This is a genomic window from Georgenia deserti (assembly GCF_042680605.1).
In the GTDB taxonomy this organism is placed as follows: Bacteria; Actinomycetota; Actinomycetes; order Actinomycetales; family Actinomycetaceae; genus Allobogoriella; species Allobogoriella deserti.
In genome coordinates, this window is record NZ_JBHUEE010000013.1 from 16383 (window position 1) to 42469 (window position 26087).

The following is a 26087-nucleotide window of genomic DNA, read 5'->3' on the forward strand; positions in this document are numbered from 1 at the left end:
CGGCGCCGCCTGGCGCCCCGGGTGGTGCTGGCTATGACCGTCCTCGTCCTCGCCGTCTCCGGATGGCTCGGCGTGCGGGCCATGCTCGCCAAGGCGGCGCTGGACGAGGCTCGGCCGGCCGCCGAGCGGGTCATGGCCGCTGTGACGGAGCGCGGGGCCGGGGCACTCACGGAGACGTCCGTGCGGCAGGACATCCGGCTGCTCGCTGAGCGTTCCGAGACGCTTGCGTCCCTGACCTCCGACCCGGTGTGGCGCGTCGCAGAACGGCTCCCCGAGGTGGGTCCGACCATGTCGGCGAGCCGGATCGGCGCGGCCGAGGCCGCCCGGCTCCTCGGCGACGCGGTCGTGCCGGTGCTCGACACCACCGACGAGCTGGCCGACGGCCTGCGCATGAGCGACGGCCGCATCGACGTCGGTGCGCTGGAGGATCTGCACACGGCGCTGGCCACTGCTGACGAGACCGCCCGCACGGCGCTCGAACGCCTCGGGCGCGTGCCGCGCGGTGGCGTGGACAGCCGAGTCGGCGAGGATCTCAACCGGATGCAGGCCCTGCTCACGCACACGACGCCCGCCCTCGACACCCTCGCCGACGTCACCGAGGCCGCGCCCGCCGTGCTCGGGGCCGAGGGGCCGCGGCTGATCCTGATCATGCTGCAGAACAACGCCGAGCTGCGCAGCGGCGGCGGCATCACCGGCACCTTCTTCGCCGTGGAGATCGATAACGGCCGGTTCACCGAGGTCGACCACACCGACAGCGCGGCGTTCTCACCCGCCGACGTCTCACCGGTGCCGATCCCGGCGGGCACGCGCGAGACGTTCGGCGACGAGGTCGGCCGGTACGTCCAGAACCTCACGACGACGCCTGACTTCGCCCTCTCCGGACGGTTGGCCTCGGCGTGGTGGGCCGAACGCACCGGCCGGACACCCGACATGGTCGTGGCGATCGACCCCGCTGTGGTCCGGACCCTGCTCGAGGTCACGGGTCCGCTGCGGGCCGGCGAAGCGGACCTCACCGCCGGCAATGTGGTCGAGGCGCTGCTGCGCCGGCCGTACCTGACGATGGACGCCGACGAGCAGACCGAGTACTTCTTCGGGGTCAGTGAGGCCCTGGCCCAGCGGCTCGTGAGCTCGGCGAACACGCTGCCCCAGGTGGCGGGGGCCGCGGCTCCGCTCATCGAGGAAGGCCGCGTGGCGGTGTGGAGCAGGCACCCGCAGGAGCAGGCCCTCATCGCGGACACGCCGCTGGCGGGCCTACTCGGCCGGCTCGAGACCGCCGGGGACGACGCCTACGCCGTCCTGTTCAACAACCTCTCCGGGAGCAAGCTCGACGCGTACCTCGACGCCGGCTTCTCGGCCGTGGTGGACCGGTGCCGTCCGGACGGGCGTGGGTCCGTGGCGGTCTCGACGGGCCTGGTCAGCGAGGTCCCGACGGATGTGGACCTGCCGTGGTACGCCGCCCCGGGGTTCGGCGGATACGCCCGCGAAGACCTCGCACTCCTCGTCACCGTCCTCGCTCCCCCGGGCACCGTGCCGGAGGGTGCATGGCTCGACGGTGCCCCGCTGAGCTCCCACGTCAGTCACGACGCCGGACGCAGCGCCGTCACCGCCCGCGTGACCCTCCCGCCGGGGCACAGCGCGCACGTGACGTTCCGGTTCGTGGCAGCCGAACCCGGCCCGGTCGAGCCGGCGCTGCTGCACACGCCGCTCATCGACACCGCCGACGTCGTCACGACCGGGCAGGCCTGTGAGGTGCCGCGATGACCGGACGACGCAGCGCGGACGGCGCCGCGGTACGGGCGCGAAAGCGCCTCGGGAGCGCCGGGCACCTTGGTAGCTTGAGCCCACTATGGGGATGGATGACGGGATCGCGGTGCGTCCGGATCCCGGCGACGCCGGCGACGGCGCCGACGGCGCGGCGCCCGCCGAGACGAGCGAGGGAACCGCCCGCTTCCGGCGTGCCGCCTCCTTGTTCGTGCGGTGGCGCGACGGCGACACCCTCGCCATGGACGACCTGGTCCGCCTGATGACACCGGTGCTGTGGCATGTGGTCCGCGCCTACGACCTGCCCCGTGCGCTGGCCGAGGACGTCGTCCAGACGACGTGGCTCGCCCTGGTGCGCAAACACGAGACCATCAAGGAGCCGGCAGCGGTCTCGGGATGGTTGACGGTCACGGCCAGGCGGGAGGCCTGGCGCACCGTCAAGGCCGCGCGGCGCGCGGACCCGACCGAGGACGAGCATCTCGAACCACGCCTTCCGGCGCAGCGCTCCGCCGAGCACGAGGCCGACGAGGCCGACACCGCACGGATCCTGTGGGACGCCGTACACCAGCTCAGCGAACGCTGCCGACGACTGCTCCGGGTGATCGCCTTCGACGATCGACCCGATTACGGCCGCATCGCCCGCGACACGGGCATGCCGGTCGGTAGCATCGGACCGACCCGTGGACGCTGCCTCGCCAAGCTGCGGGCGGTGCTTCACCAGATGGGGTTCACACCCGAGGAGGTCGCATGAACTCCGACGACACCAGGGACGTCGACGGCGACGTCGGGGTCGACGACGAACGGCTCCTGGCAGCTCTGCGTGGTGTGTGGGAGCAGTACGACCCACCGCCCGCCGGCCTGACCGACCGCATGATCGCCGCCGTCGCGGTGGACGACGTCTCCCGCGACCTGGCCCTGCTCGAGTTGCAGACCGACGCCGAGCGCGCCGCGGTCCGCAGTGATCGCGAGCGCCTCACGCTGCAGTTCAGCGACGAGACCACGAGCGTGCTGCTGCACGTCTCGGTCACCGAGTCCGGCCTGCGGAGGGTGGACGGGTGGTCCGACCCCGCGGTGCTCGCGGCCCGGCTCGCCCAGGACGAGGACGAGAAGGAGTGGACGGCCGAGCTCGGTGAGCAGGGCCGGTTCGCGTTCGACGGCATCTCCCCCGGCCTGGCCAGGGTCCGACTCAGCGTGCAGCACCCGGACGGGCCGAGGGGCTTCGTGACGCCGCAGTTCCAGGTGTGAGCACACCACATCCGTGACGGCCGCGGCCGTCACGGACACATCGCATCGCGCACCCCGGGGGCAGGGCGCACACGCAACGCCGCAATGCCGCAGCGAAGGACGACCGGGAGGCGTGGGAGATGACCGAGGACGCACACGGCGTGCCGGAGCCGAGGGGCTGGACCTGGCGCGACCGAGCCAGCGGGTCGAACCGGATCGGCCGCACCCTCGAACCGTCGATCGACCCGGACAGCGGGGTGCAGGCGTTCCCGACCGTCTACGTGCCCGATCGGCTGCTCGTCTCGGTGGACCCGGATCGGGACGAGGCCGGAGACGAGTCGGTCGAGATCCTGCGGGAGGTGGCCCGGGATCTCGGCTCGGACGTCCGGGTCGCGACACTGGACGGCGAGCAGGTCGACGGGCCGCCACCCCTCCTCGTCCCGCCGGACCCGCAGGACCCGGAGGACCTCGGTGTGGCAGGCGTGCTTCGCGTCCATCTGACGCCGAGCGAACAGGCCCCCGGTGGGGCGGGGGTCGCGGACGCCTGGGACGTTCTCCAGGCGGCCCGGCGCAGGACCGGGACCTCGATGCCGGGGGTGGGGCTCGAGCACGTGCTCACGATCGACCCCATGGGGGTCAATCCGTTCACCGTCTCCAATCCCTTCACCGTCTCGAACCCCTTCACCGTCAGCAATCCCTACGCCACGGACCCGTACGCCGCCTCCGGCCAGTACGCGCTCCCGGGCAGCGGCGGACGCCAACCTGTCGCACGGCTCGGTGCCGGCCCGGTGCGCGGCGAGGGGCCCGGCAAGGGTGAGCGCCGCCCGGTGGTGGCCGTGCTCGACACCGGCTGCGGCGAGCATGAGTGGCTGCCCGAGCACATCGTCACCCGGCGCCTCGAGCTCGACGGGCAGCCGATCGGCCTCACGGACGCGGCGGACCCGGAGAGATTCCCGGACATGTACGGCCAGCTCGACGGCGCCATCGACCCCGTCGCCGGCCACGGCACATTCATCGCCGGCGTGGTCCGGCAGGTGGCGCCGGAGGCGGACATCGTCTCCGTGCGGACCGCGAACGCGCTCGGCGTGGTCGACGAGGGGACGTTGCTGACCACCGTCGGCGACGTCGTCACCCTCCTCAAGCGCTACCGGACCAGCGGCGGTGAGAGCGGCACTCCGATCGACGTGCTCAACCTCTCCCTCGGGTACTACCACGAGACGCCGGAGGACGGCTATTACTCGAGGAGGTTGTACGACCTGCTCTCCGAGGCCCGGAAGAACGGGTGCGCCGTCGTCTGTTCGGCGGGCAACGACACCATCGACCGCCCCTCGTTCCCCGCCTCGCTGTGGGCGTGGGAGCCAGATCGCCCGGACGGGAACGGCATCAAGCCCGATGGCGACGCCCGGCACATCTGCGTCGGTGCGCTGAACCCGAGCTGCTCCTCCGTCGCGCTGTTCTCCAACGTGGGTGACTGGGTGCAGGTCTATGCCCCCGGCGCCTCCGTGGTGAGCACGACACCGGCGTTCGAGGGCGGACGGCAGGCCGACGCACGGGACGACCGCTACCAGCGGCGCCGCGAGACGATCGGGCCGGAGGACTACCGCGGCACGTTCTCCCTGTGGAGCGGGACCTCCTTCGCCGCGCCGTACCTCGCCGGGCTGATCGGCCACGAGCTCGGCTTCCCGGCCGCCGAGGAGAACGCCTCTCGTGCCGTGGCAGCCTCACGGGCCGCAACTGATCGTGCCCTGCGCGCGGCCGACGTCGTCGACGGGTCCGCGCTGTGATCCGTGCCCGAGGAGAGGACGAGCCGTCATGGCCGCGCTGAGCGCGGAGACACTGCACGAGCGAGGGCTCGAGCAGACGAACAAGGGGCGGTACACCTCGGCACTGAAGACGCTGGCGCAAGCTGCGGCCCGCGCGCATTCCAACGACGTCCGAGCCCGTGTCGCCGGGACGACGGCGTACCTGCTGGCCCGGACCGGGCGGCCCGACGAGGCCGAGGCCTTGTGTCGGGAGGCACTCGAAACGCCGGATGGCAACGGGCTCAGCGAGGAGACGAAAGCCGTTCTCTACGGCCAGCTGGGCACCCTGGCTCTCGAACGCGGAGATTTCGACCACGGACTGGATTGGCTGGACATCGCCATCGGTATGGAGGCCGACGGCAAACGCCGCGGCAACATGCTGATCAACCGGAGTGTCGCCGCAACGAGACTTGGCCGCCTGACCGAGGCCAGGTTGGACCTCGACAAGGCCAGCGCCACGTTCGCCACGCAGGGCGAGGAGATGTTCCGGGCCATCGCGGACCACAACTCCGGGTACATCTCGCTGCTCGAGGGTGACCTCGTCACGGCACTGCAGAAGATGACCGCAGCCCGGGCCGCGCTTTCCGTCTCGGCCGCGCATGTGGCCACATGTGACCTCGACCGGGCCGAGGTGCTCCGGGAGGCCGGCCTGGTGCGGGAGGCCGAGGACACCCTGGCGGCGGTGGCCCGTGCCTTCGGAGCCAACCGGATGCCGCAGGCCCGCGCCGAGGCCGAGTTCCAGCTGGCCCGCTCGCTGCTCACGCACGACCCTGCACGGGCGCGAGCCGTGGCCGCCGGAGCCGCACGGCGCTTCGAGCGCCTGGGCGCCGAGGGGTGGGCGGTCCGCGCGGAGGCGGTGCGGCTGCGCGCCGCGCTGGCCGCGGGTCGCGTGCGAGGACGGCACGCCCCGGCTCCCGAACAGCTCGACGACGTCGCGAGGCGCCTCGAGGCCGCCGGGTTCCCCGGCGAGCGGGACGCCCTACGGCTCACCCAGAAGGCGGCCGAGGCGCGCGCCGGGCGGGTCGTGGGGGATCTCCCCCGGCCGCGGCGGCGCGATCCCCTGCCCCTGCGCCTGCTCGGGTACGAGGCCCGCGCCGCGCGGGCGGCGGCCCGAGGGCGCGACGGCGAGGCACGCCGGCACGCCGCGGACGGCCTGCACCAGCTGGTGTCCTGGCAGGCCTCGTTCGGTGCCCTCGACATGCTCTCCTCGGTCGCGATGCACGCGAACGGTCTCCTGCACGAAGGCCTGGAGGCCGCCAAACGCTCGCGCCGGCCCGAGATCGTCTTCGAGTGGTCCGAACGCGCCCGGCACTTCAGTCAGCAGGTCTCCCCCGTCCGGCCACCGCCCGACCCCGAGCTGGCGGCCGACCTCGCCGAGCTGCGACGGCTCAGCGCGGACGCCGGCAGCGACGCTGCGGCAGCGGCGCGGATCGCCCGGCTCCGCGACCAGGTGCGGGACCGTCAGTGGTCGAACACGGTGCCGGCCGTCAACATCCCTCGCGTGAGTCTCGAGGAGCTGCGCGCGGGTCTCGACGCCGAGACGGCCCTCGTCACGTTCGTGTTCAGCCGTGGCGGCCTGACCTGCCTCACGGTGCCCGGCGCGAACGCAGGCCCACCCACCCTGCACGAGATCTCGTGGCCTGCCGTCAAGGACCGGTTGTCCGGCCTGCGGGCGGAGCTGGACGTCTCGGCCAGTGTGCGTTCCGGGCCCCTCGCGCAGGTGGTGCGCCAGACGCTCGAGGTCCGGCTGACGGATCTGTCGGACCTGCTGGTCCGCCACGCAATGCGGACGGCCGGAGATCCGCGGCGGGTGGTGGTCACGGCGCCCGGGGCGCTGGTGGACGTGCCCTGGGCCATGCTCCCGGCGCTGCGTGGCCGTTCCGTCACGCTGACCCGCTCCGCCTCCCGGTGGGTGTCCACGCCGCGCACGGTGCCCGTTCCACGCACGGCGGGCTTCGCCGTCGGCCCGGGTGTGGCGCGCGGTCCGGACGAGGCGCGGGCGGGTGCCCGTGCGTGGGTGGCGGCAGGGTCAGAGGCCGAGACGGCGGAGCCGCGTGTCCTCGCCGGTGAAGGGGCCCTCGTCGCGGCAGTGACGGAGCTCGCCGGCCGGGTCGACGTGCTGCACGTGGCCGCGCACGGTCGGCACGCGCCGAACTCGCCGCTGCTGTCCGGGTTCGAACTCGCCGACGGCCCGCTGTTCGGCTACGACATCGACCTCATCCCGCGCGCACCGGAGACGGTCGTGCTCTCGGCGTGCGAGCTCGGACGGTCCTCGGTCCGGTGGGGCGAGGAGGCGGTCGGCATGGCGCGGGCATGGCTGCATGCCGGCACCCGGTGCGTCATCGCGGCCCCCGTCGCGGTGGCCGACGACGTCGCGAGCGATCTTCTCGGTGCGCTGCACCGCTGGCTCGCCGGTGGGCTCGCACCGGCGGACGCGCTCGCCGCCGCAACCGCGGAGACGGGGCACATCGCTCCGTTCCTGTGCCACGGGTCAGGCTTCTGAGCCCTCGATCCGGACGAGCTCCCCGCCGGAGTCGCGGTACCGCTCCCCCGTGACCGGGCACCGCCACTCGTCGCCCTCGGCGACCAGCGGCTGTCCGGCCCGCCCCACCCAGCCGACCTGTCGTGCCGGAACGCCGACGACGATGGCGTGAGCGGGAACGTCCTTGGTGACCACCGCACCGGCGGCCACGAGCGCCCAGGCGCCGATCGTCACCGGTGCGACGGCCACCGCGCGCGCCCCGATCGAGGCGCCCCGGTCGATGCTCACCCCGACCGGCGTCCAGTCCTCGGCGGTCTTGAGTCCGCCGTCTGGTGTCACCGCCCGCGGGAACTCGTCGTTGGTCAGCACGACCGCCGGACCGATGAACACCCCGTCGGCCAGCCGGGCCGGCTCGTAGACCAGCGCGTAGTTCTGCACCTTACAGGCGTCACCCAGTTCGACACCCGGGCCGATGTAGGCGCCGCGGCCGATGATGCAGTCCGCGCCGACGCGTGCCCCCTCACGCACCTGCGCCAGATGCCACACCCGGGTACGGGCGCCGACGCTCGCCTCGGGCGAGACGTCGGAGGACGGTTCAACGACGGCGGCATCGGTCACGGGAGGGCTCCGTCCAGGTATCAGGTGCCGCAGCCGGGGCTCTTTTCGGGTGCGGCCGGCACAAGCGTGTCGACCGGGAGCCGTCAAGGCAAGAGCGGAGGCACACTCGTGACGGAAAGACTGAACGCCGCAGTGATCGGGGCGGGGTACTGGGGCCCGAACCTGGCCCGAAACCTTCGCTCCGCCGTCGACTGGAATCTCGCGGCGATCTGCGACCTGGACCGTGGACGGGCCACCCGGGTGGCCGAGAACGTCGGCGGGGCGCCGGTGACCACGGACGTCGCCGACGTACTGGACGATCCGCTCATCGATGCCGTCGCCATCGCGACCCCGGCCCGCACCCATCACGATCTCGTCTGTCGGGCGCTCGACGCCGGCAAGCACGTCCTGGTCGAGAAGCCGTTGGCGGACACACGTGCCGCCGGTGCGGCCATGGTGAGCAAGGCCGACGAGCGCGGCCTCGTGCTGATGACCGACCACACCTTCTGCTACACCCCGGCTGTACAGCGTATCCGCGACCTCATCGCGGACGGTGCGCTGGGCGAGGTCCTGTTCGTGGACTCCGCGCGGATCAACCTCGGGCTGATCCAGCCGGACGTCGATGTGCTGTGGGACCTCGCCCCGCACGACCTGTCGATTCTCGACTACGTCCTGCCCGGCGGCCTCGAGGTCGCCACCGTCGCCGCCAACGGCGCGGACCCCCTCGGCACGGGCAAGGCATGCATCGGCTACCTCTCGCTCCCCCTGACCGGTGGCGCGATCGCGCATGTGCAGGTCAATTGGCTCAGCCCCACCAAGGTCCGCCGCATGGTGATCGGCGGGACCCGCCGAACACTCGTATGGGACGACCTGAACCCCCAGCAACGGCTCAGCGTCTACGACCGCGGCGTGGATCTCGCCCAGGGGTCGGGCAGTGATGCCGAACTCCGCGCGGCCCAGGTCTCCTACCGGGTGGGCGACACGTGGTCGCCCGCACTACCCGAGCAGGAGGCGCTCGGCAATGTGGTGGTCGAGTTTGCGGCAGCCATCCGCGGCGGCCGGCCCGCCCGCACAGACGGCAACGCCGGCCTACGGGTACTGTCCGTGCTCGACGCCGCCTCCCGCAGCCTCGCCGGCGCGGGCGCCCCGACGCCCGTCCAGGCGGCGGACCCCGAACGGACCGGTGTCGCATGAGCGCGCTGTCAGGAGCCCGCGTTGTCGTCACGGGCGGGGCTGGATTCATCGGCAGCCATCTCGTCGACGAACTCGTCGAGCGGCGCGGGGCGGCCCGTGTCACGGTCGTCGATTCCCTGGTCAACGGCAGCCGCGCCAACCTCGCACAATGGTCCGAAGACCCGCGGGTCCACGTCGTCGAGGCCGACGTCCGTTCGGACAGCGCGCTGCGCACACTCGAGGATGCCGACGTCGTCTTCCACCTGGCGTGCCTCGGTGTCCGGCACAGCCTGCACGATCCGGTGACCAATCACGAGGTCAACGCGACGGCCACGCTGACACTGCTCGAACGCGCACGGCTCTGCGACGTACGCCGCCTCGTCCACGTCAGCTCCAGCGAGGTCTTCGGGACTGCCCAGCACGTCCCCATGGACGAACGGCACCCGACCTGGCCGGAGACGGTCTACGGCGCCGCGAAACTCGCCGGGGAGGCCTACGCACGCGCCGCGTACCGCACCCACGGGTTCGACGTGATCGTGGTACGACCGTTCAACACCTACGGCCCCCGCAGTCACTTCGAAGGTGACAGCGGCGAGGTCATCCCACGCACGATCGTGCGCAACCTGTGCGGCCTGCCGGCTCTGATCTACGGCGACGGCCGGCAGACCCGTGATTTCATGCACGTGCGCGACACGGCACGAGGGCTGGCGACGCTCGCCGAGTGCGACGCCGCAGTCGGCCGTACGGTGAACTTTGGATCAGGGCGGGAGATCTCGATCGCGGACCTCGCCGAGATCGTCGCGCGAGCGACGGACAAGCCCGGTCTGCGTGCCCGTCATCTTCAGGCCCGGCCGGGCGATGTGCGCCGACTCCTGGTCGACGACAGTCTCATGCGACGACTCACGGGATTCTCGCCCGCCGTCGCGTTCGAGGCCGGTGTCGCCGATCTCGTACGCTGGTTCCGCGATCGTCCGGTCTCGCCGGACGAGATGCTCGCCCGAATCGAGGACCGCAATTGGGTCGCGGACGGCGCCGCCGAGGCGGACGGGGTGCCGGCATGAGTGTCACCCAGCTGTCCCGCATCGACGTCATGCGTCCGTGGCTCGGTGCCGCGGAGGCGGAGGCCGTCGCTGAGGCGATCGCGTCCGGCTGGATCGCCCAGGGGCCGCGTGTCGCCGAGTTCGAGCGTGAGTTCAGCACCATGATGCGTACCCGGCACGCCGTCGCGACCTCGAACTGCACCACCGCGCTGCACCTCGCGCTCGTGGTGGCCGGCATCGGGCGCGGCGACGACGTCGTGGTCCCCTCCCTGTCGTTCATCGCGACCGCGAACGCGCCGTCCTATGTCGGAGCACGCACCGTCTTCGCCGACGTGGATCCGGATACCGGAAACGTCACGGCCGCGACGATCAGCCAGGCGCTCACCCCCGCCACGCGCGCAGTGATCGCCGTCGACCAAGGCGGACAACCGGTCGACCTCGAGGCCGTCCGCGCCGTGTGTGACCCACGCGGGATCGTGGTGATCGAGGACGCCGCGTGCGGCGCGGGCTCGACCTACCGGGGCCGGCCGGTCGGCGCGGGGGCGGAGCTCGCCGCGTGGTCGTTCCATCCACGCAAAATCCTCACCACCGGCGAGGGCGGGATGCTCACGACAAGCCGTGCGGACTGGGCGGCGCGCGCGCGACGGCTCCGCGAACATGCGATGAGTGCATCCGCCGCCGAGCGCCATCGGTACCTGGCAGCACCGCCGGAACAGTACGACGAGATCGGTTTCAACTTCCGCATGACCGATCTGCAGGCGGCCGTCGGTCTCGTCCAGCTCAAGCGGCTTCCCGCCATGGTGCGGCGGCGGCGAGAGCTCGCGGCCCGGTACCGCGCGGCGCTGGCGGACGTGCCGGGACTCCGCGTCGTGACCGATCCCCCGTGGGGTGCCAGCAACTTCCAGACCCTGTGGATCGAGGTGGGTGAGGCATACGCGCTGGACCGGGAGGGTCTGCTGGCCGGGTTGGCCGACCACGGCATCTCGGCACGTCGCGGGATCATGGCGGCACACCGTCAACCCGCTTACGCCGGCCGGGACACCGGGGACGCCCGGCTCGAGGTCACCGACCGGCTCACGGACCGCACGCTCATCCTCCCGCTCTTCCACGAGCTGACCGAGGACGAGCAGGACCGCGTGATCGCCGCCGTGCGGGAACCGGGCTCGAGATGAGCATTCTCCTCCTCGGTGCGAGCGGACTCGCCCGCGAGGTCCTTGCGGCGGGCCTGGGCGAGATGACCGACGTGGCCGGCGTCCTCGACGACGACCCCGCCCGGCACGGCACCATCTGCGGGGGCGTCCCGGTGCTCGGTGGCCTCGACGAGGCACGCCGAAGGCAAGACCAGCTGCTGGTCTGCGTCGGGTCCGGGCGCCGGCGCCGCGAGATCGTGCGCCGCCTCACCGCCTCGGGTGTCCGTTCCGGACGGTACGCCACCTTCGTCGCGCCCGGCGCCCTGATCGGCGGGTCGAGCACGGTCGGGGTGGGCGCTGTCCTCCTCCCGGGTGCGGTCGTCACCGCGGACGCGTCCGTCGGCCAGCACGTCGTCGTCATGCCCGGCGCCACGATCACGCACGACGACAGGCTCGACGATTTCACCACCCTCGCCGCGGGCGTCAGCCTCGGTGGCGGCGTCCACATCGGCGAAGCCGCCTACCTCGGCATGAACGCCGCCGTGCACCCCGGGATCACGGTGGGCGCTCGCGCGACCGTCGGGATGGGAGCTGCCGTGCTCCACGACGTTCCCGCCGACCAGACCTGGGTGGGCGTGCCCGCCCGCCCCCTATCGTCCCGAACCCTGGAGGCCCTCGCATGACCGCCGTCGACAGCTCCGCCGCCACCGCACCGTCGCTCCCGGCCGTGCCCTTCCTCGATCTGAGCGCCCAGTCCATCGAGATCGCCGACGAGGTGCTCCCCGTCTGGCGCGAGCAGTTGCTCACCGCTGCGTTCGTCGGGGGCGTCGAGGTGGACGGGTTCGAGAATGAGTACGCCGCGTACATCGGTGCTACGCACTGCGTCGGTGTCTCCAACGGCACCGACGCCCTCGAACTCGCTTACCGCGCCGTCGGTGTGGGCCCCGGCGACGAGGTCATCATGCCGGGCAACACCTTCATCGCGACGGCGGAGGCGGCCAGCCGGATCGGCGCCGTCCCCGTCTTCGTCGACGTCGACGACGATCAACTCCTCATCGACGTGGACGCCGTTGCGGCCGCGATCACCACCCGCACCCGCGCAATTGTGCCGGTGCACCTGTACGGACAGACCGCGCCGGTCGAGCAGCTTCGCCCGCTCGCCGCCAAGCACGGTATCGCGATCGTCGAGGACGCGGCGCAGGCCCAGGGGGCTTCCGCACCCGCCGGGCGTGCCGGCGCGCTCGGAGACATTGCCGCCACGAGCTTCTACCCCGGCAAGAACCTCGGAGCGGCGGGCGACGCCGGTGCCGTGACCACAGACGATCCGGGCCTGGCGGCGAGCGTGCGGATGCTTCAGGCACACGGCAGCGTCGTCAAGTACGAGCACGAACGAGTCGGCGTCAACGCGCGGCTCGACGCCCTCCAGGCCACCGTGCTGCGGGCCAAGCTGCGCCGTCTCGAGGCGTGGAACGGCGCCCGGAGATCGGCCGCTGCGACCTACCGCGAGCTGCTCGCAGGTACCGACGGCGTGCGACTGCCCGCCTCCCGCCCCGACCACGACGACGTCTGGCACCTGTACGTCGTGCGCGTCGAGCAGCGGGACCAGGTGGTCAGAGCCCTGGGGCGCGCCGGTATCGGGACCGGCATCCACTACCCGACACCGGTCCACCTCACCGCCGCCTACGCGCACCTCGGATACCGGCGCGGTCAGCTGCCGGTCGTCGAAGCCGCTGCGGCGCGCGTGCTCTCGCTGCCGATGTACCCCCACCTGGAGCGGGGGCATCAGGTCGCCGTGGCCGACGCTGTCCGCACTGCGGTGCACGCGGCGGGATCACGGACGTGACGACCCGTCCGTCTACAGTCGGTACCGTCGAGGACCCGGTCTGTGAACCGAGGCGGCTGCGGATCATGGTGTGCCCGCACGAGTTGGTGACCGGTGGCAGCCAACTCATCGCGATCGACCTCGCGCGCCGCCTCCGGGACCGCGGTCACGAGGTCGTCGTCTACGGCCCCGGCGGGACGCTCGTGGACAGGATCCACGCCTCGGGTATGACGTACCGTCCTGCTCCGCCCTACCGTGGCGACTCGGTCCGTCCTACCGTCGTCCGGTCCTTTCTACGGGTGTTGCGGCAGTTCCGCCCGGACGTCGTGCACACTTACGAATCCGGGCCGGCTTTGGCGCTCACCGTCGCTTCGCTCCTCGCCCCGGTCCGCCACGTGGCGACTGTCGGCTCGATGACCGTTCCCGACTTCATCGCCGACGACGTCCCGTTGCTCCCAGGGACAGGTCAACTCGTCCGTGCCGAAGAGCGACGCCGCCCCGGCCCGGTGCATCTCATGCCCGTCACCGTAGACACGGCGCTCGACGCGCCACGGGACGTTGCCGCCGCCCGAGAGCGGCTCGGCCTGGGAGACGGCCTGGTCGTCTCCGTCGTCGGCCGGCTCTCCGCCGAGCACGGCAAGGCGCTCGGTGTCGCCTCGGCGATCGACGCCCTGGCCACGGCCGGCGTCGACGCCACGTTCATCGTGGCCGGCGCCGGCGACGACGAGCACCGCGTCGCGGCCGCCGCCCGCCGAGCGACCCGAAGCCGCCTCCGTGTCCGCCTCGAGGGGAACGTGGCCGACCCCGGGGACATCTACGCCGCGGCCGACGTCGTTCTCGGTATGGGGTCCTCCGCCGCACGTGCCATGGCCTATGGCAAGCCCGTCGTCGTGCAAGGCTGTCGAGGGTTCTGGCGGCTGCTCGAGGCATCCTCCGCCGGACTCTTCGAGGAGACCGGATTCTTCGGTGACGGACCGTCGGGGGGACCGCCGCTCGCCGAGCTCGTGCGCAACCTTGCCGCGGACCCCGAGTGGCGCGCACGACTCGGGGCCTACAGCCGACAACTCGTCCTCGAGCGATACTCCGCAACTACCGCCACGAACCGGCTCGAGGCCCTGTACCTCGCCGAAGCCGACCGGCGAGCGGTGCGCCGACCGGCTGCGGTCGCCCGAGCGGTGGGCCGGTACGCCAGATTCCGTCTCGCACTGGCCGCTCCGTGGTTGCGCCGTGCGGTACACCGGATCACGCCTCGAGATGCCTGAGTCCGGCCTGAGCACCCGAGCCGTCCGCGCTGTCGCGTGGAGCGGCGTGAGCAGCGTCGTGCTCCGTCTCGGAGGTGTCGTCGTCGGCATCGTCCTCGCACGCATCCTCACCCCGGAACAGTTCGGCGTCTACGCCGTCGCCCTGGCCGTGCAGGGGATCCTCATGACCATCGCGGACCTCGGGCTGTCCGCGGACATCATCCGTTCCGACCAGCCGGAGCGAGTGGCGCCCACCGTGGGAACGCTGGGCCTGGTCAGCGGCACGGGCCTGGCCGTACTCATGGCATCGACGAGCTCGGGGACCGCGGAAATCCTGGGCAGCCCGGACGCCGCGCCCGCCCTGGCCATCCTGTCGGCCACACTGTTCCTCGCCGGCTTCTCGGTCGTGCCCTACGGCTTGCTGCAACGCCGCTTCGCGCAGCGCGAGCTGTTCCTCATCGCGGTGTGTGACTTCGTGGTCTCGACCGCGGTCACCTTGGCACTTGTCGCCGGCGGCCTCGGCGTGCTTGGCCTGGCCATCGGTCGCGTCGCGGCACAGGCCCTCACCAGCTCACTGCAGTTCCTCATCGCACGTGTGCGCCCGCGGTTCGCGGTGGACCGCACTGTGGTCGGCAGCGTGCTGGCCTACGCGTTGCCGATCGCCGGCGCGAACCTCGTGGGTTGGGCGATGCTCAACGTCGACAAGCTCATCCTCGCGCGCGTAGTCGGTAGTACGGGCCTGGGCTTCTACGTCCTCGCGTTCAACGTCTCGAACTGGCCGATGAACGCCATGGCCCAGATGGTCAGGTCCGTCTCGCTGCCGTACTTCGCCCGCTCCACCGGCGGCCTGCCCTCCGTCGCCGCGCTCGCCTGGGCAGCCGCGTTGCCGGCCGGCGCCGTCCTCGCCGTCCTCGCCGGACCACTCATCGAGACGCTGTACGGTCCGCGATGGTTACCCGCCGCACCCGTGCTCGCCGGCCTCGGCCTGTACGGCGGGCTGCGGGTCGTCTTCGACGCCTTCGCCGGCTATCTCTACGCCCGGGATCGGACCCGTCCGGTGCTGTGGTTGCAACTGATCTCGATCGCGGCCCTGACCGGTGGCCTGCTGCTCGTGGTGCCTTCCGGTGGCATCGTGGCCGCGGCCTGGCTGCAGGTCGGCATCGCGGGCCTCGTCGTCCTGCCCGGCTATCTCCTTTCGCTGCGACGCGCCGGCGTCCGCCCGCAGGAGCTCCTCGGGGCTCTGTGGCTGCCCACCCTGGGTGCGGTTCCCGCGGTCACCGTCGCCGTCGCGGCCGCGACGTTCCTTCGTGATCCGCTCGTCGCCATGCTCGCCGGTGGTATCAGCGCGGTCGCCGTCCACCTCCTCGTGATGGGGACCTGGTTGCGCAACCGGCTCCGCGCACTGCGCGCAACCGACGATCGACTCGAGGAGATGCTCGTATGAGAGCACCAACGGCTCAGGCCGTGCGCTATCCGCCGCAACTCGTGCAGCCGGGAGCGACCGTGACGGTCGTCGTCCCATGCTTCAACTACGCCCGCTACCTCACCGACGCCGTCCGCAGTGCGCTCACCCAGTCCGACGTCGAGGTCGACGTCGTCATCGTCGACGACGCCTCCACCGACGACAGCCGTGACGTCGCCGCGGCCCTGGCACGCGAGGACGGTCGCGTCCGCGTCCTCACCAACCCCACCAACCGAGGCCCCGTGGTGACGTTCAACCGAGGGCTCGCTGCCGCCCGCGGCGAATACCTCGTCCGACTGGACGCGGACGACCTGCTCACCCCGGGAGCACTGTCCCGCGCCGTCGCAGTGATGCAGCGGTTCCCGGACGTCGGCCTCGTCTACGGTCATCCGCTGCACTTCACCGAGGACCGTCCGGCGGCCCGCAGGCACCCGGAGGCCTGGACGATCTGGTCGGGGCGTGACTGGCTGGAGGTGCGCTGCGCCGCCGGAACCAATGTCATCACGTCCCCGGAGGTCGTCGTCCGGCGCAGCGTGCTGGACCGGGTGGGCGGGCAGCACGACCTTGCCCACACCCATGACATGGAGTTGTGGCTGCGGGTGTCCGCCTACGCGGACGTGGCCTATCTCGACGGCTGTGACCAGGCGTGGCACCGGGAGCACGCGGCCAGCCTGTCCAACCAGGCTGCAGCACCGGGCGTGTTCCTCCGCGAGATTCGCGACGCGTTCGAGGTCCTGTGTGACGGCCTGGAGCCGGACCCGGAGGCCGATCGGCTGCGCCGGCTCGCGCACCGGGCCGTCAGTCTGAGCGCGCTCGGCCAGGCACGGCGATACGTCGACCGCGGGGACGTTCCCGCCGAGGTCGAGGATCTGCGTGACTTCGCCCTGGCGCTCTACCCGGCGGCTCTGCGCACGGCGACCGGTCGCCGGTTCGCCGCCGCGTATCGCCGCGCGAGGAGCTGGCCCACGCCGGCGGTCCGCACACTGGGCCTGGCCCCCCGGGCGGCCCGACGGCTGCGAACCGCGGCCGGATGGGTGCGGTGGCAGCGCACCGGCATGTTCGAACCCGTACGCGTGACGGCTGCTCGGTGGAGCGACCAGCCGGACGCGCCGCTGTCTCTCGGGCGGGCGTCATGAAGGCGATCACGGGCGCGGTCCGCATCGCGCGGCGGGAAGGGCTACGAGCGTTGACCCAGCGCGCCGCCCGGCTCGCCTACCACCGTTCCGGCGCGTGGGAGCTCGACGAGCCGCTGCCGGCCGCCGACATCGCGGACTCCGCGTCCCTGCGCCTACCGTCCCCGCGTACGCGGCCGGCACGCTCTCACCCGCTGACCATCGGATGGGTCACCACACCCCCGGGCGCCGGCTCCGGTGGGCACACCACGCTGCTACGCATGGTCGAGGCGGTCGAGCGCGCGGGGCACCGCTGCGTCCTCTTCCTCACGGACCGGTTCGACGGTGATCTCGCCGATCACACCCGCGTGATCCGGGAGTGGTGGCCCCAGGTGCGAGCGAGCGTGCGCGACGCGCGGCAGGGCATCACCGGCGTCGACGCCGCCGTGGCGTCGTCGTGGGAGTCAGCGCACGTCCTGGCGAGCCGTGGCACCGAGCCGATGCACCGGCTCTACTTCGTGCAGGACTACGAGCCTTGGTTCTACGCGCGCGGCGCGGTCCATGCCCTGGCTGAAGACACCTACCGGTTCGGCTTCCGGACGATCGCCCTCGGTGAGGCGGTCGCGTCGGCACTGCGCGACGCGCTCGATCTCGAACCCGAGGTCACGAGCTTCGGCTGCGACACCTCCGTCTACCGCCCGCTGACCGGCGCCGAGCGCACGGGCGTCGTGGCGTATGCGCGGCCAGGTGTGGCCCGCCGCGGATTCGAGCTCACACGCCTGAGTCTCGCCCGGTTCCACACCCTGCGGCCGGACGTCCCGATCCACCTGTACGGCGACGTCGTCTCCGGCCTACCCTTCCCGGCCGTCCAACACGGCCGCCTGACGCCGACGGAGCTCAACGAGCTGTACAACACGTGCGTGGCCGGTGTGGCGCCGTCCTTTACCAACATCTCGCTCGTCGCCGAGGAGATGCTCGCTGCGGGCACCGTCCCGGTGGTCAACGATTCGGTCTACGCCCGAGCGGACCTGCCGAACCCGGCGGTCGCCTGGACCCGGCCTACTCCGGACGCGTTCGCGCAAGCGCTGGCGGACACGCTGGACCATACGGAGCCGGACGTCGCCGAGCGCGCCGCGCGGACGGTCCGCCAGGACGGTTGGTCACGTGCTCAGGCCGACGTCGTCCGGATCATCGAGGACGAGGTTTACGGCAGGGTGGCCGAGGTTGCCGCCCTGCGTCCGGACGTGGCGGTGAGGCAGTGATGCTGCGCCGCACGCTCACCGCCCTGGCACGGCGCTGGTACGTCACGCTCCTCGTCCTCGCGGTTGCGGCCGTCGGGACCTATGAGCTGAATTCCCGGTCGGGTGTCTATTCGACCCGCACGACGGTGGCGTTCACGTACTCGTACGACACGCTGCTGACCCCGAACAATTCCTCGAAGCTCGACGACGTCATCGCCTTCGCGGGTGCTGTGGCCGCGGACGTGGTCCCCGAGCGGCCCCCGGTGCGGTACTCCCAGTCCGACGCTCCGTACTACGGTGCCGGGCTCCGCCAGGGGGTCCTCGTCGGACTCCTCGATCACGGGAGTCAGTGGGGCCCCAGCTACGGCACCGCGGTGATCATGATCCAGATCGTCGGCCCCACGCAGGACTGGGTGGCCCAGCGCCAAGAGGCCGCACTCGCGCGCATCGAGGACAGCACCGACGAGCGGAACGCCGCGGGCGCGGACGAACGCCGGATCGTCGCCCGCATCGACCCGCTCAGCACGCGTATCGAACACATCGTGCCTTCCCGTTTCACCCAGGTGGCCGCTCTCGGTGCCATCGCGGCCGCCGCGTCCCTCGTTGCCGGCTGGGCGGCGACGTCCCTCGACCGACGCTCGAAGCGATCCCTCTCGTCCGCCCCCGCGCAGACGGTTCCGAAGGAGTCATGACCATGACCGTCCAAGACACGCTGCGCGGACTGCTGCGCCGCTGGTACATCGTCGTCCCCGGGCTGCTCGTCGCCGCAGGCCTCGTCGTGTGGAGTTGGCAGTCGGTGCCACCCGAGTACGAACGCACGTCCCGCCAGCTCCTCATCCCCGGCGAGGCGAGCCTGCCCGTGGTCGAGGAGGGCGAGGCGAATCCGTTCCTCTACCTCTCCGGCCTCGACTCCGCGGCCGACGTGCTGGTCAGCGCCGTCGGGTCGGAGGACGTGGTCCGCGACGTCACCGGGCCCTACCCGGGCGCCACGGTCGAGGTAGGCCGCGACCCGCACTCGTCCGGCCCCGTCGTGATGATCACCGTCGTCGCACAGTCCGACGACGACGCCGGCGCGGTCATGGACGAGATGCTCGTGCGCAGCGGGCAAGTCCTCGCCAACCTTCAGCAGACCGAGGAGGTCGACGCCGCCGCGCAGGTCACCATCTCCCCGATCGCCGTCGACAGCGTCGGTGAACCGAAGGAACGGAGCCGGCTCGTGTATGCCGGTGCGGCCGGTGCCGGCACTGCCCTGATGACTCTGGTGCTCGCCGCTGCGGTGGACGGCCTGGCCCGCCGCCCGCGACGGGACGGGCGTACCCGCTCCGACCGGGGCGCACCTGACACGGACCCGGACCCCAACGAGGCCACCGACGTCCAGCACCCCGGGGACGGATTCAGCGTCGAGATCGTCAAACTCCTCGACGACGCCGCGACCGCGGAGGCACGGCACCGGGAGAGTCCCCGACCGTGAGCGCCACCCTGCTGCGACCGGCAGCTGAGACACCGCCGTCCGCACGACCACCGGCACGGCGCGGGTCCGCTCTGACGATGGTGACGGTCTACCTCGCCCTCCTCATCGGCTGGCCGTCGTCCGTCACGATCTCGGCCTTCGGGTCGCTGGGCAGGCCCGCCGTGCTCTGGGGTCTCGGTCTTCTGGTGTGGTGGGTGCTCACCCGGCTGCAGGAGGGCGACGACCGGGGCACGCAGCGGCGGCCCCAACCGGTCAGGTGGGCGTACGGGGCGCTGCTGGTCGTCGTCCTCATCAGCTTCGCCGCCGCGATGTTCCGCGGGCAACCGGGTGACCAGGTCACCGTCGCGATCTCCTCGGTCCTGCGCATCCTGTCCTGGGGTGGGGTGTTGCTCGTCCTGGCGGACGGGATTCGTACCCGGGAGGAGTTGGAGCAGCTCCTCGGGCGACTGACGCTGGCGGGTACTCTGCTGGCCGGCCTCGGACTGCTGCAGTTCGTTCTCCAGCAGAGCATGCTCGACTGGTTCGGCAACCTCCCTGGGCTGAGCGCGGACCTCGGCGGCGTCGACTCAAGAGGCGCATTCACCCGGGCGGCGGGCACCGCCGCGCATCCACTGGAGTACACCGCCGTGATCTGCGCTGTCCTTCCGCTCGCGGTCACCGTCGGCCTTGCTCGAGCCCGTGCCGGCCGCGGCCGGTTGCCCTGGACGTGGATTCCCGCCGGTGTCCTGGTGCTCGCGGCTTTGCTGTCGGTCTCACGGTCCGCCGTCGTCGGGCTCGTCGTGGCCGTGCTCCTCTCACTGCCGGCCTTGCCACGCACGTACCGCTGGATCGTCGCGCTCTCGTGCATGGGTGCCGTGATGGCGGTGATAGCACTCGTGCCTGGGATGTACGGCACGATGACGGAGTTGTTCACCGGCGCGACCGAAGACCCGTCGACGCTCTCGCGTACCAATGCGCTCGCCCACGTGCCGGACTTCGTCGCCGCGAGTCCGGTGATCGGCCTGGCCTTCGGGACGTTCCTCCCGCGCTATTACATCTTCGACAACCAGTGGGTCCTGCTCACGTTGGAACTGGGCCTCGTCGGAGCCGCAGCGTTCACGCTGCTGGTGCTCAGCGCCGTGTGGAGCAGCGCGAACGCCGCGCGGAGAGCGGCCGCACCTGGTCCCGACGCTGTCGCACGTGGCATTGCAGCCTCGATGCTCACGGTCTCCGTGATGTTCCTCTTCTTCGACGGTCTGAGCTTCACGATGTCCGGCGGCATGTTCTTCCTGCTCGCCGGCGCTGCGGCCGCCGCGCGCGCAGTCGCACGCCCGGGCCACCCCGCCACGCGGGTACGTTCCCGGAACGTGACATGACGTACGGGCCGCTGACCGCCCCCTCCGGGGACGAACTCGAGATTCTCACACCGAGTTACGCACCAGACCTCGAACTCTGCCGCGACCTGGTGGCAAGCGTGCGGCGCTTCGCTCCCACGGGCACACGACATCGCATCATCGTCCCGGAACACGACCGGGACCTCTTCGCCCCACTGGCGAACGCCACGGTGAGCGTCGAGACCGTTCAGGACGTCCTGCCGGGTGCGCTGCGCCGGCTACCCCGCATGAACACCTGGATCGACATCCACGCCCCCTGGCCGCCGGTGCGCGGGTGGGTCGCTCAGCAACTCGTCAAGCTCGCGGCCGTCGCGGCGAGCCCCGCCCGCTCGGTCCTCGTCGTCGACTCCGACGTCGTATTTGTCCGTCCGTTCGCGCTGCGTGACTACACCGCCGGCGCTTCCCAGGTGCTCTATCGCTTGCCCGACGCGGTGGACCGTCGGATGTCACGGCATATGCTGTGGGATGACACCGCCAGGCAACTCCTCGGCCTTCCGGCGACCGCGACCGCCCGGCGTCACGATTACATCTGCTGGCCCTGCCTGTGGAACCCCGCGGTGGTACGAGGGATGCTCCAGCGGGTCTCCGCACAGGCCGGTGGCCGTCCTTGGACGCGCGTGATCGGGCGCTGCCTGCACGTCTCCGAGATGGTCCTCTACGGGGTCTTCGTCGATGAGATCGTCTCCGACACCGAGGTCGTCACACACATCGACGAGATGCGGTGCCTGACCCAACCCGACGAGGTTGCCTTCGATCACTCGGCGATGGACCAGTTCATCGCAGGCCTGAGGCCCCGAGATGTCGCAGTGATGGTCTCGGCACGGTCCGGGACCCCGCTCCAGGTCCGGCGGGAGGCGATCCTGCGCGCGACCTCAGCCCTCGGACAGTAAAGCGACGCGGCTAGAGTCGTCCCTCTCCCAACGCTGGGCCGGGCGCGCCGCCACGGCACGCCTGGCGCGCAGCGTGCACACGCAGTAGACCGCGGCGTCCCACATGCTCATCGGCCCACGGACGGTGCAGGCCAGGCTCCGTAGGGTGCGGCGCCCGGTGTCGACCCCCTGCTCGGTCGCGCCACGGCGCACCCGGGCAAGGATGGTGACGAGCGCGGAAGTCGTGCGCGGCACACGGACCCGAACCGGGGCAGCGGGGGCGAACGACTTCTCTGCGTGGGCAAAGCTGAGGTCGACGTAGACATCGTCGGCCGTCAGTTCGGGGAACGAACCGATCCTCGCGGCTCCTGCGGAATTGACGGCATAGACCCCGGCGCCCCACAGGGCCGTGGACAGTTCCGGGACACGTGCCCGGGCCCGGTAGTAGGCGCGGACCAGGGGAGCCGCGCCGTCGGTGTCGTAGACGAACGGCGGCCGGGCCGCAAGCACTCCCGGGCGTCCCAGCACCCGGGCGAGCGTACGGATCGTGGCCGGGGCGAGCTCGATGTCGGCGTCGAGGAAGACCACCGGATCGGTGATCGCCTCGCGGAGCCCGAGATTCAGCGCCGCCGGCTTCGAGCCTTCCTCAAGCTCGGAGACCCGGACACCGGGAAAGGCGCGGGCGCGCGTCGCGGTGTCGTCGCGGCAACCGTTGCACACCACGTGCACGTCGAGGCTCCCAGCGGCCGTGGCCGGGGCGAGCGAGGCCAGCGTCCGCTCGATGACGGAGGCCTCGTTGTAGGCCGGGATGACCACCGACGCGATCGGCCCACGGGCACCCGTGCCGTACCAGGTCGCGCCAGGCAGTTCGTCCCAGCGGCGTTCGTCGCGCAGGTACGTCAGGCACGTGCGGTGTGAGGCCGACCGCGGCGCGCGCAGCGCGGCCCCCAGTGTCATCGCGGCGCGGTACAGCCCGGCCCGGCGCGGGGCGTGCTTGCGCATGTAGCGCACCCGGTTGACGGCGAGCAGGGCGTCGAGCTGCGCAGAGGAGCCCGAGCCGCCGAGCCGGTGCCGCACGACGGCATCGGGGGTGAACTGCACCCGGTAGCCGGCCTCGCGCATACGGCGGCAGTAGTCGGTCTCCTCCGAGTAGAGGAAGAAGCGCTCGTCCCACTCCCCGACCTCGGCGGCGGCGTCGGCGGAGACGAGGAGGGCGGCGCCGGTCGCCCAGGCCACCGCGTGGGCGCATTCGTACGCACTCGCCGCGCGCACCCATTCGGTCAGCCACGCCGGCCGCGGCAGCGGGCCGAGGACAGCGTCGCCGAACGCACGCAGCACGGTGGGCTCGTGGTACAGCGACTCGGCCGGCCGGCCCTCGCCGTCGAGGATGCGGGGCACGACGATGCCGGCGTCCGGTACTCGGCGGAGCTCGTCGAGCATGGCGCGCACGGCCCCGGGCAGGACCCGCAGGTCCGGGTTCAGCACCAGGTAGGCCTCCGCCTGACCGGCGTGTTCGAGGCCGGTGTTGACCCCGGCGGCGTAGCCGAGATTGCCGTCGGACGGTACCGCGAGAACGTCCTCGTGGGTACGGACCACGTCGAGGGTCGCCGATCCGGGCGAGTTGTCGGCGACGATCACGCGCAGCCGCACCTCGCGGGCCTCGTGCCGCAACGTCTCCAGCAGCGGGCCGATGTCCGCCGCGCTGTTGTAGGTCACGACGACGGCCGCGACGTCGGCCGGTCCGTCACGGACGAACCGGCCGACGTCGGACCCGCGGCTCCGCTCAGCCATGTCCGCGAGCCATGACAGGACGGCGCAGGGCCAGGTAGGCCGGAGGGCCCTGGATCAGGTACCGGCGGGCCAGGCGCCGCGGTTCGAGCATGAGCCGCCAGGCCCACTCCAGCCCGGCGTCGGAGATCCACTGCGGGGCCCGGGAGACGCGACCGGCGAGGAAGTCGACGACGGCGCCGAATGCCAGCAACGCGCCCGCCCCGGTTCCGGCGCCGAACTCGGCGATCCACCGTTCCTGGCGCGGTTTGCCCAGGCAGACCACGAGAATGTCGGTACCGGCAGCCCGGATCTCGGCGGCAAGCTCGGCGCTGCCGGACGCGGAGTCGAGCACGCGCCGTTCGGGCGTCCAATGACCGCTCAGCCGCAGGCTCGGCCAGTCGGCGGCGACCCGGCTGCGCAACGCGGCGCCGACCTCGGGCATCCCGCCGAGCACTCCGACCGAGACGCCGGTGGCTGTGGCCATGTCGAGAACGGGGGCGATGAGGTCGGAGCCGGAGAGCTTCGGGAACTCGGTGCCGGTCAGGCGCCGGGCGTGGTGGGCGATCGGCGCCCCATCGATGAGATTGAGCCACTCGACCGGATCAGTCGCGGTGATCTGCCGACCGACGTCCCCGGAGCGCGTGCCGAAATGGTGGATGTGGTCGAGGTTGATCGAGACGACGCCGAGCGGTCGGGCGCCACGGTGGGCCGCGGCGTCGGCGATGAGCGCCAGGGCCCGCTCCTGGTCGACGAGGTGGGTCCGTACCCCGCCGGTGAGGACCCACAGCACGCCATCGGTCAGGTCGTGCGGTGGAAACTCCGGGGTCGGTGGCAACGCCGCGGGTGCCGGCTTGACCGGTGCCGCGGGTGGCGCCGTCGCCGGCGTCACTGTTGTGAGGGGGACAGGATCCGAAAGTCTCGTCGCCGAGACCGCTGCCGGAGCGGGCGGGGCGGGCACGGAGAGGATCTCAGGGTGGACGGTGTCAGTCATCAGTAAGCCCCTTCGGGGCGCACCACGACGTTGACGGTGCGCCACATGAGGATGAGGTCGTTGAGGAGGGACCAGTTCTCGACGTAGTGGAGATCGAGCCGGACGCTCTGTTCCCAGGCGAGGTCACTGCGGCCACTGACCTGCCAGGGGCCCGTGATGCCAGGGCGCACGTACAGCCGGCGCACCACCGAGCCGTCGTAGGCGGTGACTTCGCTGGGCAACGGCGGCCGTGGGCCGACGACGCTCATGTCACCGCGCAGCACGTTCCAGAACTGGGGAAGCTCGTCGAGCGAGTAGCGCCGCAGGATCCGCCCGACTCGGGTGATCCGCGGATCGTCCTTGAGCTTGAACAGCGGCCCGGCACCGTCGTTGCGGTCGAGCAGCATGGCGCGGTCCTGCTCGGCGCGCGCCGTCATGGTGCGGAACTTGACCATGCGGAACGTGCGCCCGTCCCGGCCCACACGGTCCTGCCAGAACAGCACGGGTCCCGGTGAGTCGAGGCGGATCGCGAGGGCGAGCAGCGGTGTGACAGCGGCGATCGGGACGAGGGCGAGCGTCGCCACGGCGATGTCGAACGCCCGCTTGATGATGTGCTGGCCGCCGTCGTAGGTGGGGATGCGCACCCGGACGAGCGGCAGGCCCTCGACATCCTGCAGTGAGATCCGCGGCTCCGCGACGTCGGTGAGGCCGTGCGAGAGGACCAGCTCGGCGGCCGTTCCTTCGAGCTGCCAGGCCAGGCGCTTGACGAAGCGGGGGTCGGAGTACGGGCGGCTGCCGACGACGATGGTGTCCGCCCCGAGCCGGGCGGCCTCGGCGGCCACCGCCGCGGGGTCCGCCGGCGTGGCGCTGTCGAGCACCACTGAGCCGACGAGCAGGTAACCGCTCGACCCGTCGTTGCCGAGAAACTCGGCGATGGTGTCGATGTCGGACCGGGACCCGACGACGACGGCGTGCGCCACCGCCCGCGAGGTGCGGCGCTGACGCAGCAGCCACTGCCGCCAGCACCACCGTCCGGCCACCAGACCGATCAGGCCGAGCGGGAGCGCGAGGAGCACGTAGGGCCGCAGTCCCGCCTGCCCTGCGACGACGAATCCGCACCCGAGCAGCCCGAAGGTCAGCAACGTGGCACGAACCAGCCGCGTGTACTCCAGTGCCCCGGACCCCGTGAGCTGGGGGGAACGCGTACCGGTGAACTTCAGCAGGCCGAGCCAGCACAGCACCACCAGGACGCCGGCGATCAGCAATCCGGCCTCGAGCTCGCCGATCTGCGCGGCGAGAGCGAGCGTCGCGGTGACCGCGCCGGTGATGACGGCTGAGTCCGTCAACTCCAAGCGACGGGCGTACCGGCGTTCCCACCGTCGCCGCCGCAGCAGGCTCGCCGTCTCGCGGGGGGAGGCCGCGCCGGCGACCACACTGGGCTCGGGCCGCTGTTGCGGCGAACGCAGGCGCCGCGGCGGCCGCAGCAGCGGCTTCTGTGCCGGCGCCGGCGACGCGTGGGCGACGTCCGTCATCGCAACCCCCGAGCT

At 71.8% G+C, this 26087-nt stretch carries 22 protein-coding genes; 18 read left to right on the plus strand and 4 right to left on the minus strand.

Annotation, left to right across the window (positions count from 1 at the left end):
• The first annotated feature begins 33 nt into the window (after positions 1 to 33).
• The 5 genes from ACFSE6_RS18075 (at position 34) to ACFSE6_RS18095 (ending at position 7290) form a co-directional block, all read left to right on the plus strand.
• Positions 34 to 1761, plus strand: a complete 1728-nt coding sequence (locus ACFSE6_RS18075; protein WP_388010684.1) for a DUF4012 domain-containing protein — start codon at positions 34 to 36, stop codon at positions 1759 to 1761.
• A gap of 91 nt (positions 1762 to 1852) precedes the next feature.
• Positions 1853 to 2512: an RNA polymerase sigma factor gene (locus ACFSE6_RS18080; RefSeq protein WP_388010687.1), complete on the plus strand. Its 660-nt coding sequence runs from the start codon at positions 1853 to 1855 to the stop codon at positions 2510 to 2512.
• Positions 2509 to 3006 carry a hypothetical protein gene (locus ACFSE6_RS18085; RefSeq protein ID WP_388010690.1) on the plus strand — a complete coding sequence of 166 codons (498 nt, stop codon included), beginning with the start codon at positions 2509 to 2511 and terminating at the stop codon, positions 3004 to 3006. The genes ACFSE6_RS18080 and ACFSE6_RS18085 overlap by 4 nt, the downstream gene beginning before the upstream one ends.
• Positions 3007 to 3125: 119 nt before the next feature.
• Positions 3126 to 4769 (plus strand): S8 family peptidase, encoded by a 1644-nt coding sequence (locus ACFSE6_RS18090; RefSeq protein WP_388010693.1) that lies wholly within the window; start codon positions 3126 to 3128, stop codon positions 4767 to 4769.
• A gap of 28 nt (positions 4770 to 4797) precedes the next feature.
• Positions 4798 to 7290, plus strand: coding sequence for a CHAT domain-containing protein (locus tag ACFSE6_RS18095; protein ID WP_388010696.1), 2493 nt, complete (start codon positions 4798 to 4800; stop codon positions 7288 to 7290).
• Here the strand turns inward: ACFSE6_RS18095 and ACFSE6_RS18100 are convergent.
• A complete protein-coding gene (locus tag ACFSE6_RS18100) occupies positions 7279 to 7887 on the minus strand; it encodes an acyltransferase (protein ID WP_388010699.1) in 609 nt (202 codons plus the stop codon). The genes ACFSE6_RS18095 and ACFSE6_RS18100 overlap by 12 nt on opposite strands.
• A gap of 108 nt (positions 7888 to 7995) precedes the next feature.
• Between ACFSE6_RS18100 and ACFSE6_RS18105 the strand changes: the two genes are divergently transcribed.
• From ACFSE6_RS18105 to ACFSE6_RS18165, 13 genes are read left to right on the plus strand one after another with little or no spacing between them, the layout of a single operon-like run.
• Positions 7996 to 9060 (plus strand): Gfo/Idh/MocA family protein, encoded by a 1065-nt coding sequence (locus ACFSE6_RS18105; protein WP_388010702.1) that lies wholly within the window; start codon positions 7996 to 7998, stop codon positions 9058 to 9060.
• Positions 9057 to 10100, plus strand: a complete 1044-nt coding sequence (locus ACFSE6_RS18110) for a dTDP-glucose 4,6-dehydratase (RefSeq protein ID WP_388010705.1) — start codon at positions 9057 to 9059, stop codon at positions 10098 to 10100. Before ACFSE6_RS18105 ends, ACFSE6_RS18110 begins: the two co-directional genes overlap by 4 nt.
• Positions 10097 to 11251: a DegT/DnrJ/EryC1/StrS family aminotransferase gene (locus ACFSE6_RS18115; RefSeq protein WP_388010708.1), complete on the plus strand. Its 1155-nt coding sequence runs from the start codon at positions 10097 to 10099 to the stop codon at positions 11249 to 11251. Before ACFSE6_RS18110 ends, ACFSE6_RS18115 begins: the two co-directional genes overlap by 4 nt.
• Positions 11248 to 11892, plus strand: coding sequence for a NeuD/PglB/VioB family sugar acetyltransferase (locus tag ACFSE6_RS18120; protein WP_388010711.1), 645 nt, complete (start codon positions 11248 to 11250; stop codon positions 11890 to 11892). Before ACFSE6_RS18115 ends, ACFSE6_RS18120 begins: the two co-directional genes overlap by 4 nt.
• On the plus strand, positions 11889 to 13052 hold the full coding sequence (locus ACFSE6_RS18125) for a DegT/DnrJ/EryC1/StrS family aminotransferase (RefSeq protein ID WP_388010714.1): 1164 nt from the start codon (positions 11889 to 11891) through the stop codon (positions 13050 to 13052). The genes ACFSE6_RS18120 and ACFSE6_RS18125 overlap by 4 nt, the downstream gene beginning before the upstream one ends.
• Positions 13049 to 14293, plus strand: coding sequence for a glycosyltransferase family 4 protein (locus ACFSE6_RS18130; protein WP_388010717.1), 1245 nt, complete (start codon positions 13049 to 13051; stop codon positions 14291 to 14293). Before ACFSE6_RS18125 ends, ACFSE6_RS18130 begins: the two co-directional genes overlap by 4 nt.
• Positions 14286 to 15716: an oligosaccharide flippase family protein gene (locus ACFSE6_RS18135; protein WP_388010720.1), complete on the plus strand. Its 1431-nt coding sequence runs from the start codon at positions 14286 to 14288 to the stop codon at positions 15714 to 15716. Before ACFSE6_RS18130 ends, ACFSE6_RS18135 begins: the two co-directional genes overlap by 8 nt.
• Positions 15713 to 16870, plus strand: coding sequence for a glycosyltransferase family 2 protein (locus ACFSE6_RS18140; RefSeq protein WP_388010723.1), 1158 nt, complete (start codon positions 15713 to 15715; stop codon positions 16868 to 16870). The genes ACFSE6_RS18135 and ACFSE6_RS18140 overlap by 4 nt, the downstream gene beginning before the upstream one ends.
• Entirely contained in the window at positions 16867 to 18108 is a 1242-nt protein-coding gene (locus tag ACFSE6_RS18145; RefSeq protein ID WP_388010726.1) for a rhamnosyltransferase WsaF family glycosyltransferase, read from the plus strand. The genes ACFSE6_RS18140 and ACFSE6_RS18145 overlap by 4 nt, the downstream gene beginning before the upstream one ends.
• Entirely contained in the window at positions 18108 to 18779 is a 672-nt protein-coding gene (locus ACFSE6_RS18150) for a hypothetical protein (RefSeq protein WP_388010729.1), read from the plus strand. Before ACFSE6_RS18145 ends, ACFSE6_RS18150 begins: the two co-directional genes overlap by 1 nt.
• A 2-nt stretch (positions 18780 to 18781) precedes the next feature.
• Positions 18782 to 19558 carry a hypothetical protein gene (locus ACFSE6_RS18155; protein WP_388010732.1) on the plus strand — a complete coding sequence of 259 codons (777 nt, stop codon included), beginning with the start codon at positions 18782 to 18784 and terminating at the stop codon, positions 19556 to 19558.
• On the plus strand, positions 19555 to 20913 hold the full coding sequence (locus ACFSE6_RS18160) for an O-antigen ligase family protein (RefSeq protein WP_388010735.1): 1359 nt from the start codon (positions 19555 to 19557) through the stop codon (positions 20911 to 20913). Before ACFSE6_RS18155 ends, ACFSE6_RS18160 begins: the two co-directional genes overlap by 4 nt.
• Positions 20910 to 21821, plus strand: coding sequence for a DUF6492 family protein (locus ACFSE6_RS18165; protein ID WP_388010738.1), 912 nt, complete (start codon positions 20910 to 20912; stop codon positions 21819 to 21821). Before ACFSE6_RS18160 ends, ACFSE6_RS18165 begins: the two co-directional genes overlap by 4 nt.
• On the opposite strand, the gene ACFSE6_RS18170 is transcribed toward ACFSE6_RS18165, so the two are convergent.
• The 3 genes from ACFSE6_RS18170 to ACFSE6_RS18180 are packed head-to-tail and all read right to left on the minus strand — an operon-like array spanning position 21804 to position 26072.
• Positions 21804 to 23591, minus strand: coding sequence for a glycosyltransferase (locus ACFSE6_RS18170; RefSeq protein WP_388010741.1), 1788 nt, complete (start codon positions 23589 to 23591; stop codon positions 21804 to 21806). The genes ACFSE6_RS18165 and ACFSE6_RS18170 overlap by 18 nt on opposite strands.
• A complete protein-coding gene (locus ACFSE6_RS18175; RefSeq protein ID WP_388010744.1) occupies positions 23584 to 24561 on the minus strand; it encodes a WecB/TagA/CpsF family glycosyltransferase in 978 nt (325 codons plus the stop codon). The genes ACFSE6_RS18170 and ACFSE6_RS18175 overlap by 8 nt, the downstream gene beginning before the upstream one ends.
• Positions 24561 to 26072: a sugar transferase gene (locus ACFSE6_RS18180; protein ID WP_388010747.1), complete on the minus strand. Its 1512-nt coding sequence runs from the start codon at positions 26070 to 26072 to the stop codon at positions 24561 to 24563. Before ACFSE6_RS18180 ends, ACFSE6_RS18175 begins: the two co-directional genes overlap by 1 nt.
• Positions 26073 to 26087 lie beyond the last annotated feature (15 nt).

Coding starts and splice junctions, on each gene's coding strand:
- ACFSE6_RS18125 (WP_388010714.1), top strand. CDS start 11,889: ATGACCGCCGTCGACAGCTCCGCCGCCACCGCACCGTCGCTCCCGGCC.
- ACFSE6_RS18175 (WP_388010744.1), bottom strand. CDS start 24,561: ATGACTGACACCGTCCACCCTGAGATCCTCTCCGTGCCCGCCCCGCCC.
- ACFSE6_RS18095 (WP_388010696.1), top strand. CDS start 4,798: ATGGCCGCGCTGAGCGCGGAGACACTGCACGAGCGAGGGCTCGAGCAG.
- ACFSE6_RS18180 (WP_388010747.1), bottom strand. CDS start 26,072: ATGACGGACGTCGCCCACGCGTCGCCGGCGCCGGCACAGAAGCCGCTG.
- ACFSE6_RS18150 (WP_388010729.1), top strand. CDS start 18,108: ATGCTGCGCCGCACGCTCACCGCCCTGGCACGGCGCTGGTACGTCACG.
- ACFSE6_RS18080 (WP_388010687.1), top strand. CDS start 1,853: ATGGATGACGGGATCGCGGTGCGTCCGGATCCCGGCGACGCCGGCGAC.
- ACFSE6_RS18090 (WP_388010693.1), top strand. CDS start 3,126: ATGACCGAGGACGCACACGGCGTGCCGGAGCCGAGGGGCTGGACCTGG.
- ACFSE6_RS18155 (WP_388010732.1), top strand. CDS start 18,782: ATGACCGTCCAAGACACGCTGCGCGGACTGCTGCGCCGCTGGTACATC.
- ACFSE6_RS18170 (WP_388010741.1), bottom strand. CDS start 23,591: ATGGCTGAGCGGAGCCGCGGGTCCGACGTCGGCCGGTTCGTCCGTGAC.
- ACFSE6_RS18140 (WP_388010723.1), top strand. CDS start 15,713: ATGAGAGCACCAACGGCTCAGGCCGTGCGCTATCCGCCGCAACTCGTG.
- ACFSE6_RS18110 (WP_388010705.1), top strand. CDS start 9,057: ATGAGCGCGCTGTCAGGAGCCCGCGTTGTCGTCACGGGCGGGGCTGGA.
- ACFSE6_RS18085 (WP_388010690.1), top strand. CDS start 2,509: ATGAACTCCGACGACACCAGGGACGTCGACGGCGACGTCGGGGTCGAC.
- ACFSE6_RS18075 (WP_388010684.1), top strand. CDS start 34: ATGACCGTCCTCGTCCTCGCCGTCTCCGGATGGCTCGGCGTGCGGGCC.
- ACFSE6_RS18115 (WP_388010708.1), top strand. CDS start 10,097: ATGAGTGTCACCCAGCTGTCCCGCATCGACGTCATGCGTCCGTGGCTC.
- ACFSE6_RS18120 (WP_388010711.1), top strand. CDS start 11,248: ATGAGCATTCTCCTCCTCGGTGCGAGCGGACTCGCCCGCGAGGTCCTT.
- ACFSE6_RS18165 (WP_388010738.1), top strand. CDS start 20,910: ATGACGTACGGGCCGCTGACCGCCCCCTCCGGGGACGAACTCGAGATT.
- ACFSE6_RS18145 (WP_388010726.1), top strand. CDS start 16,867: ATGAAGGCGATCACGGGCGCGGTCCGCATCGCGCGGCGGGAAGGGCTA.
- ACFSE6_RS18135 (WP_388010720.1), top strand. CDS start 14,286: ATGCCTGAGTCCGGCCTGAGCACCCGAGCCGTCCGCGCTGTCGCGTGG.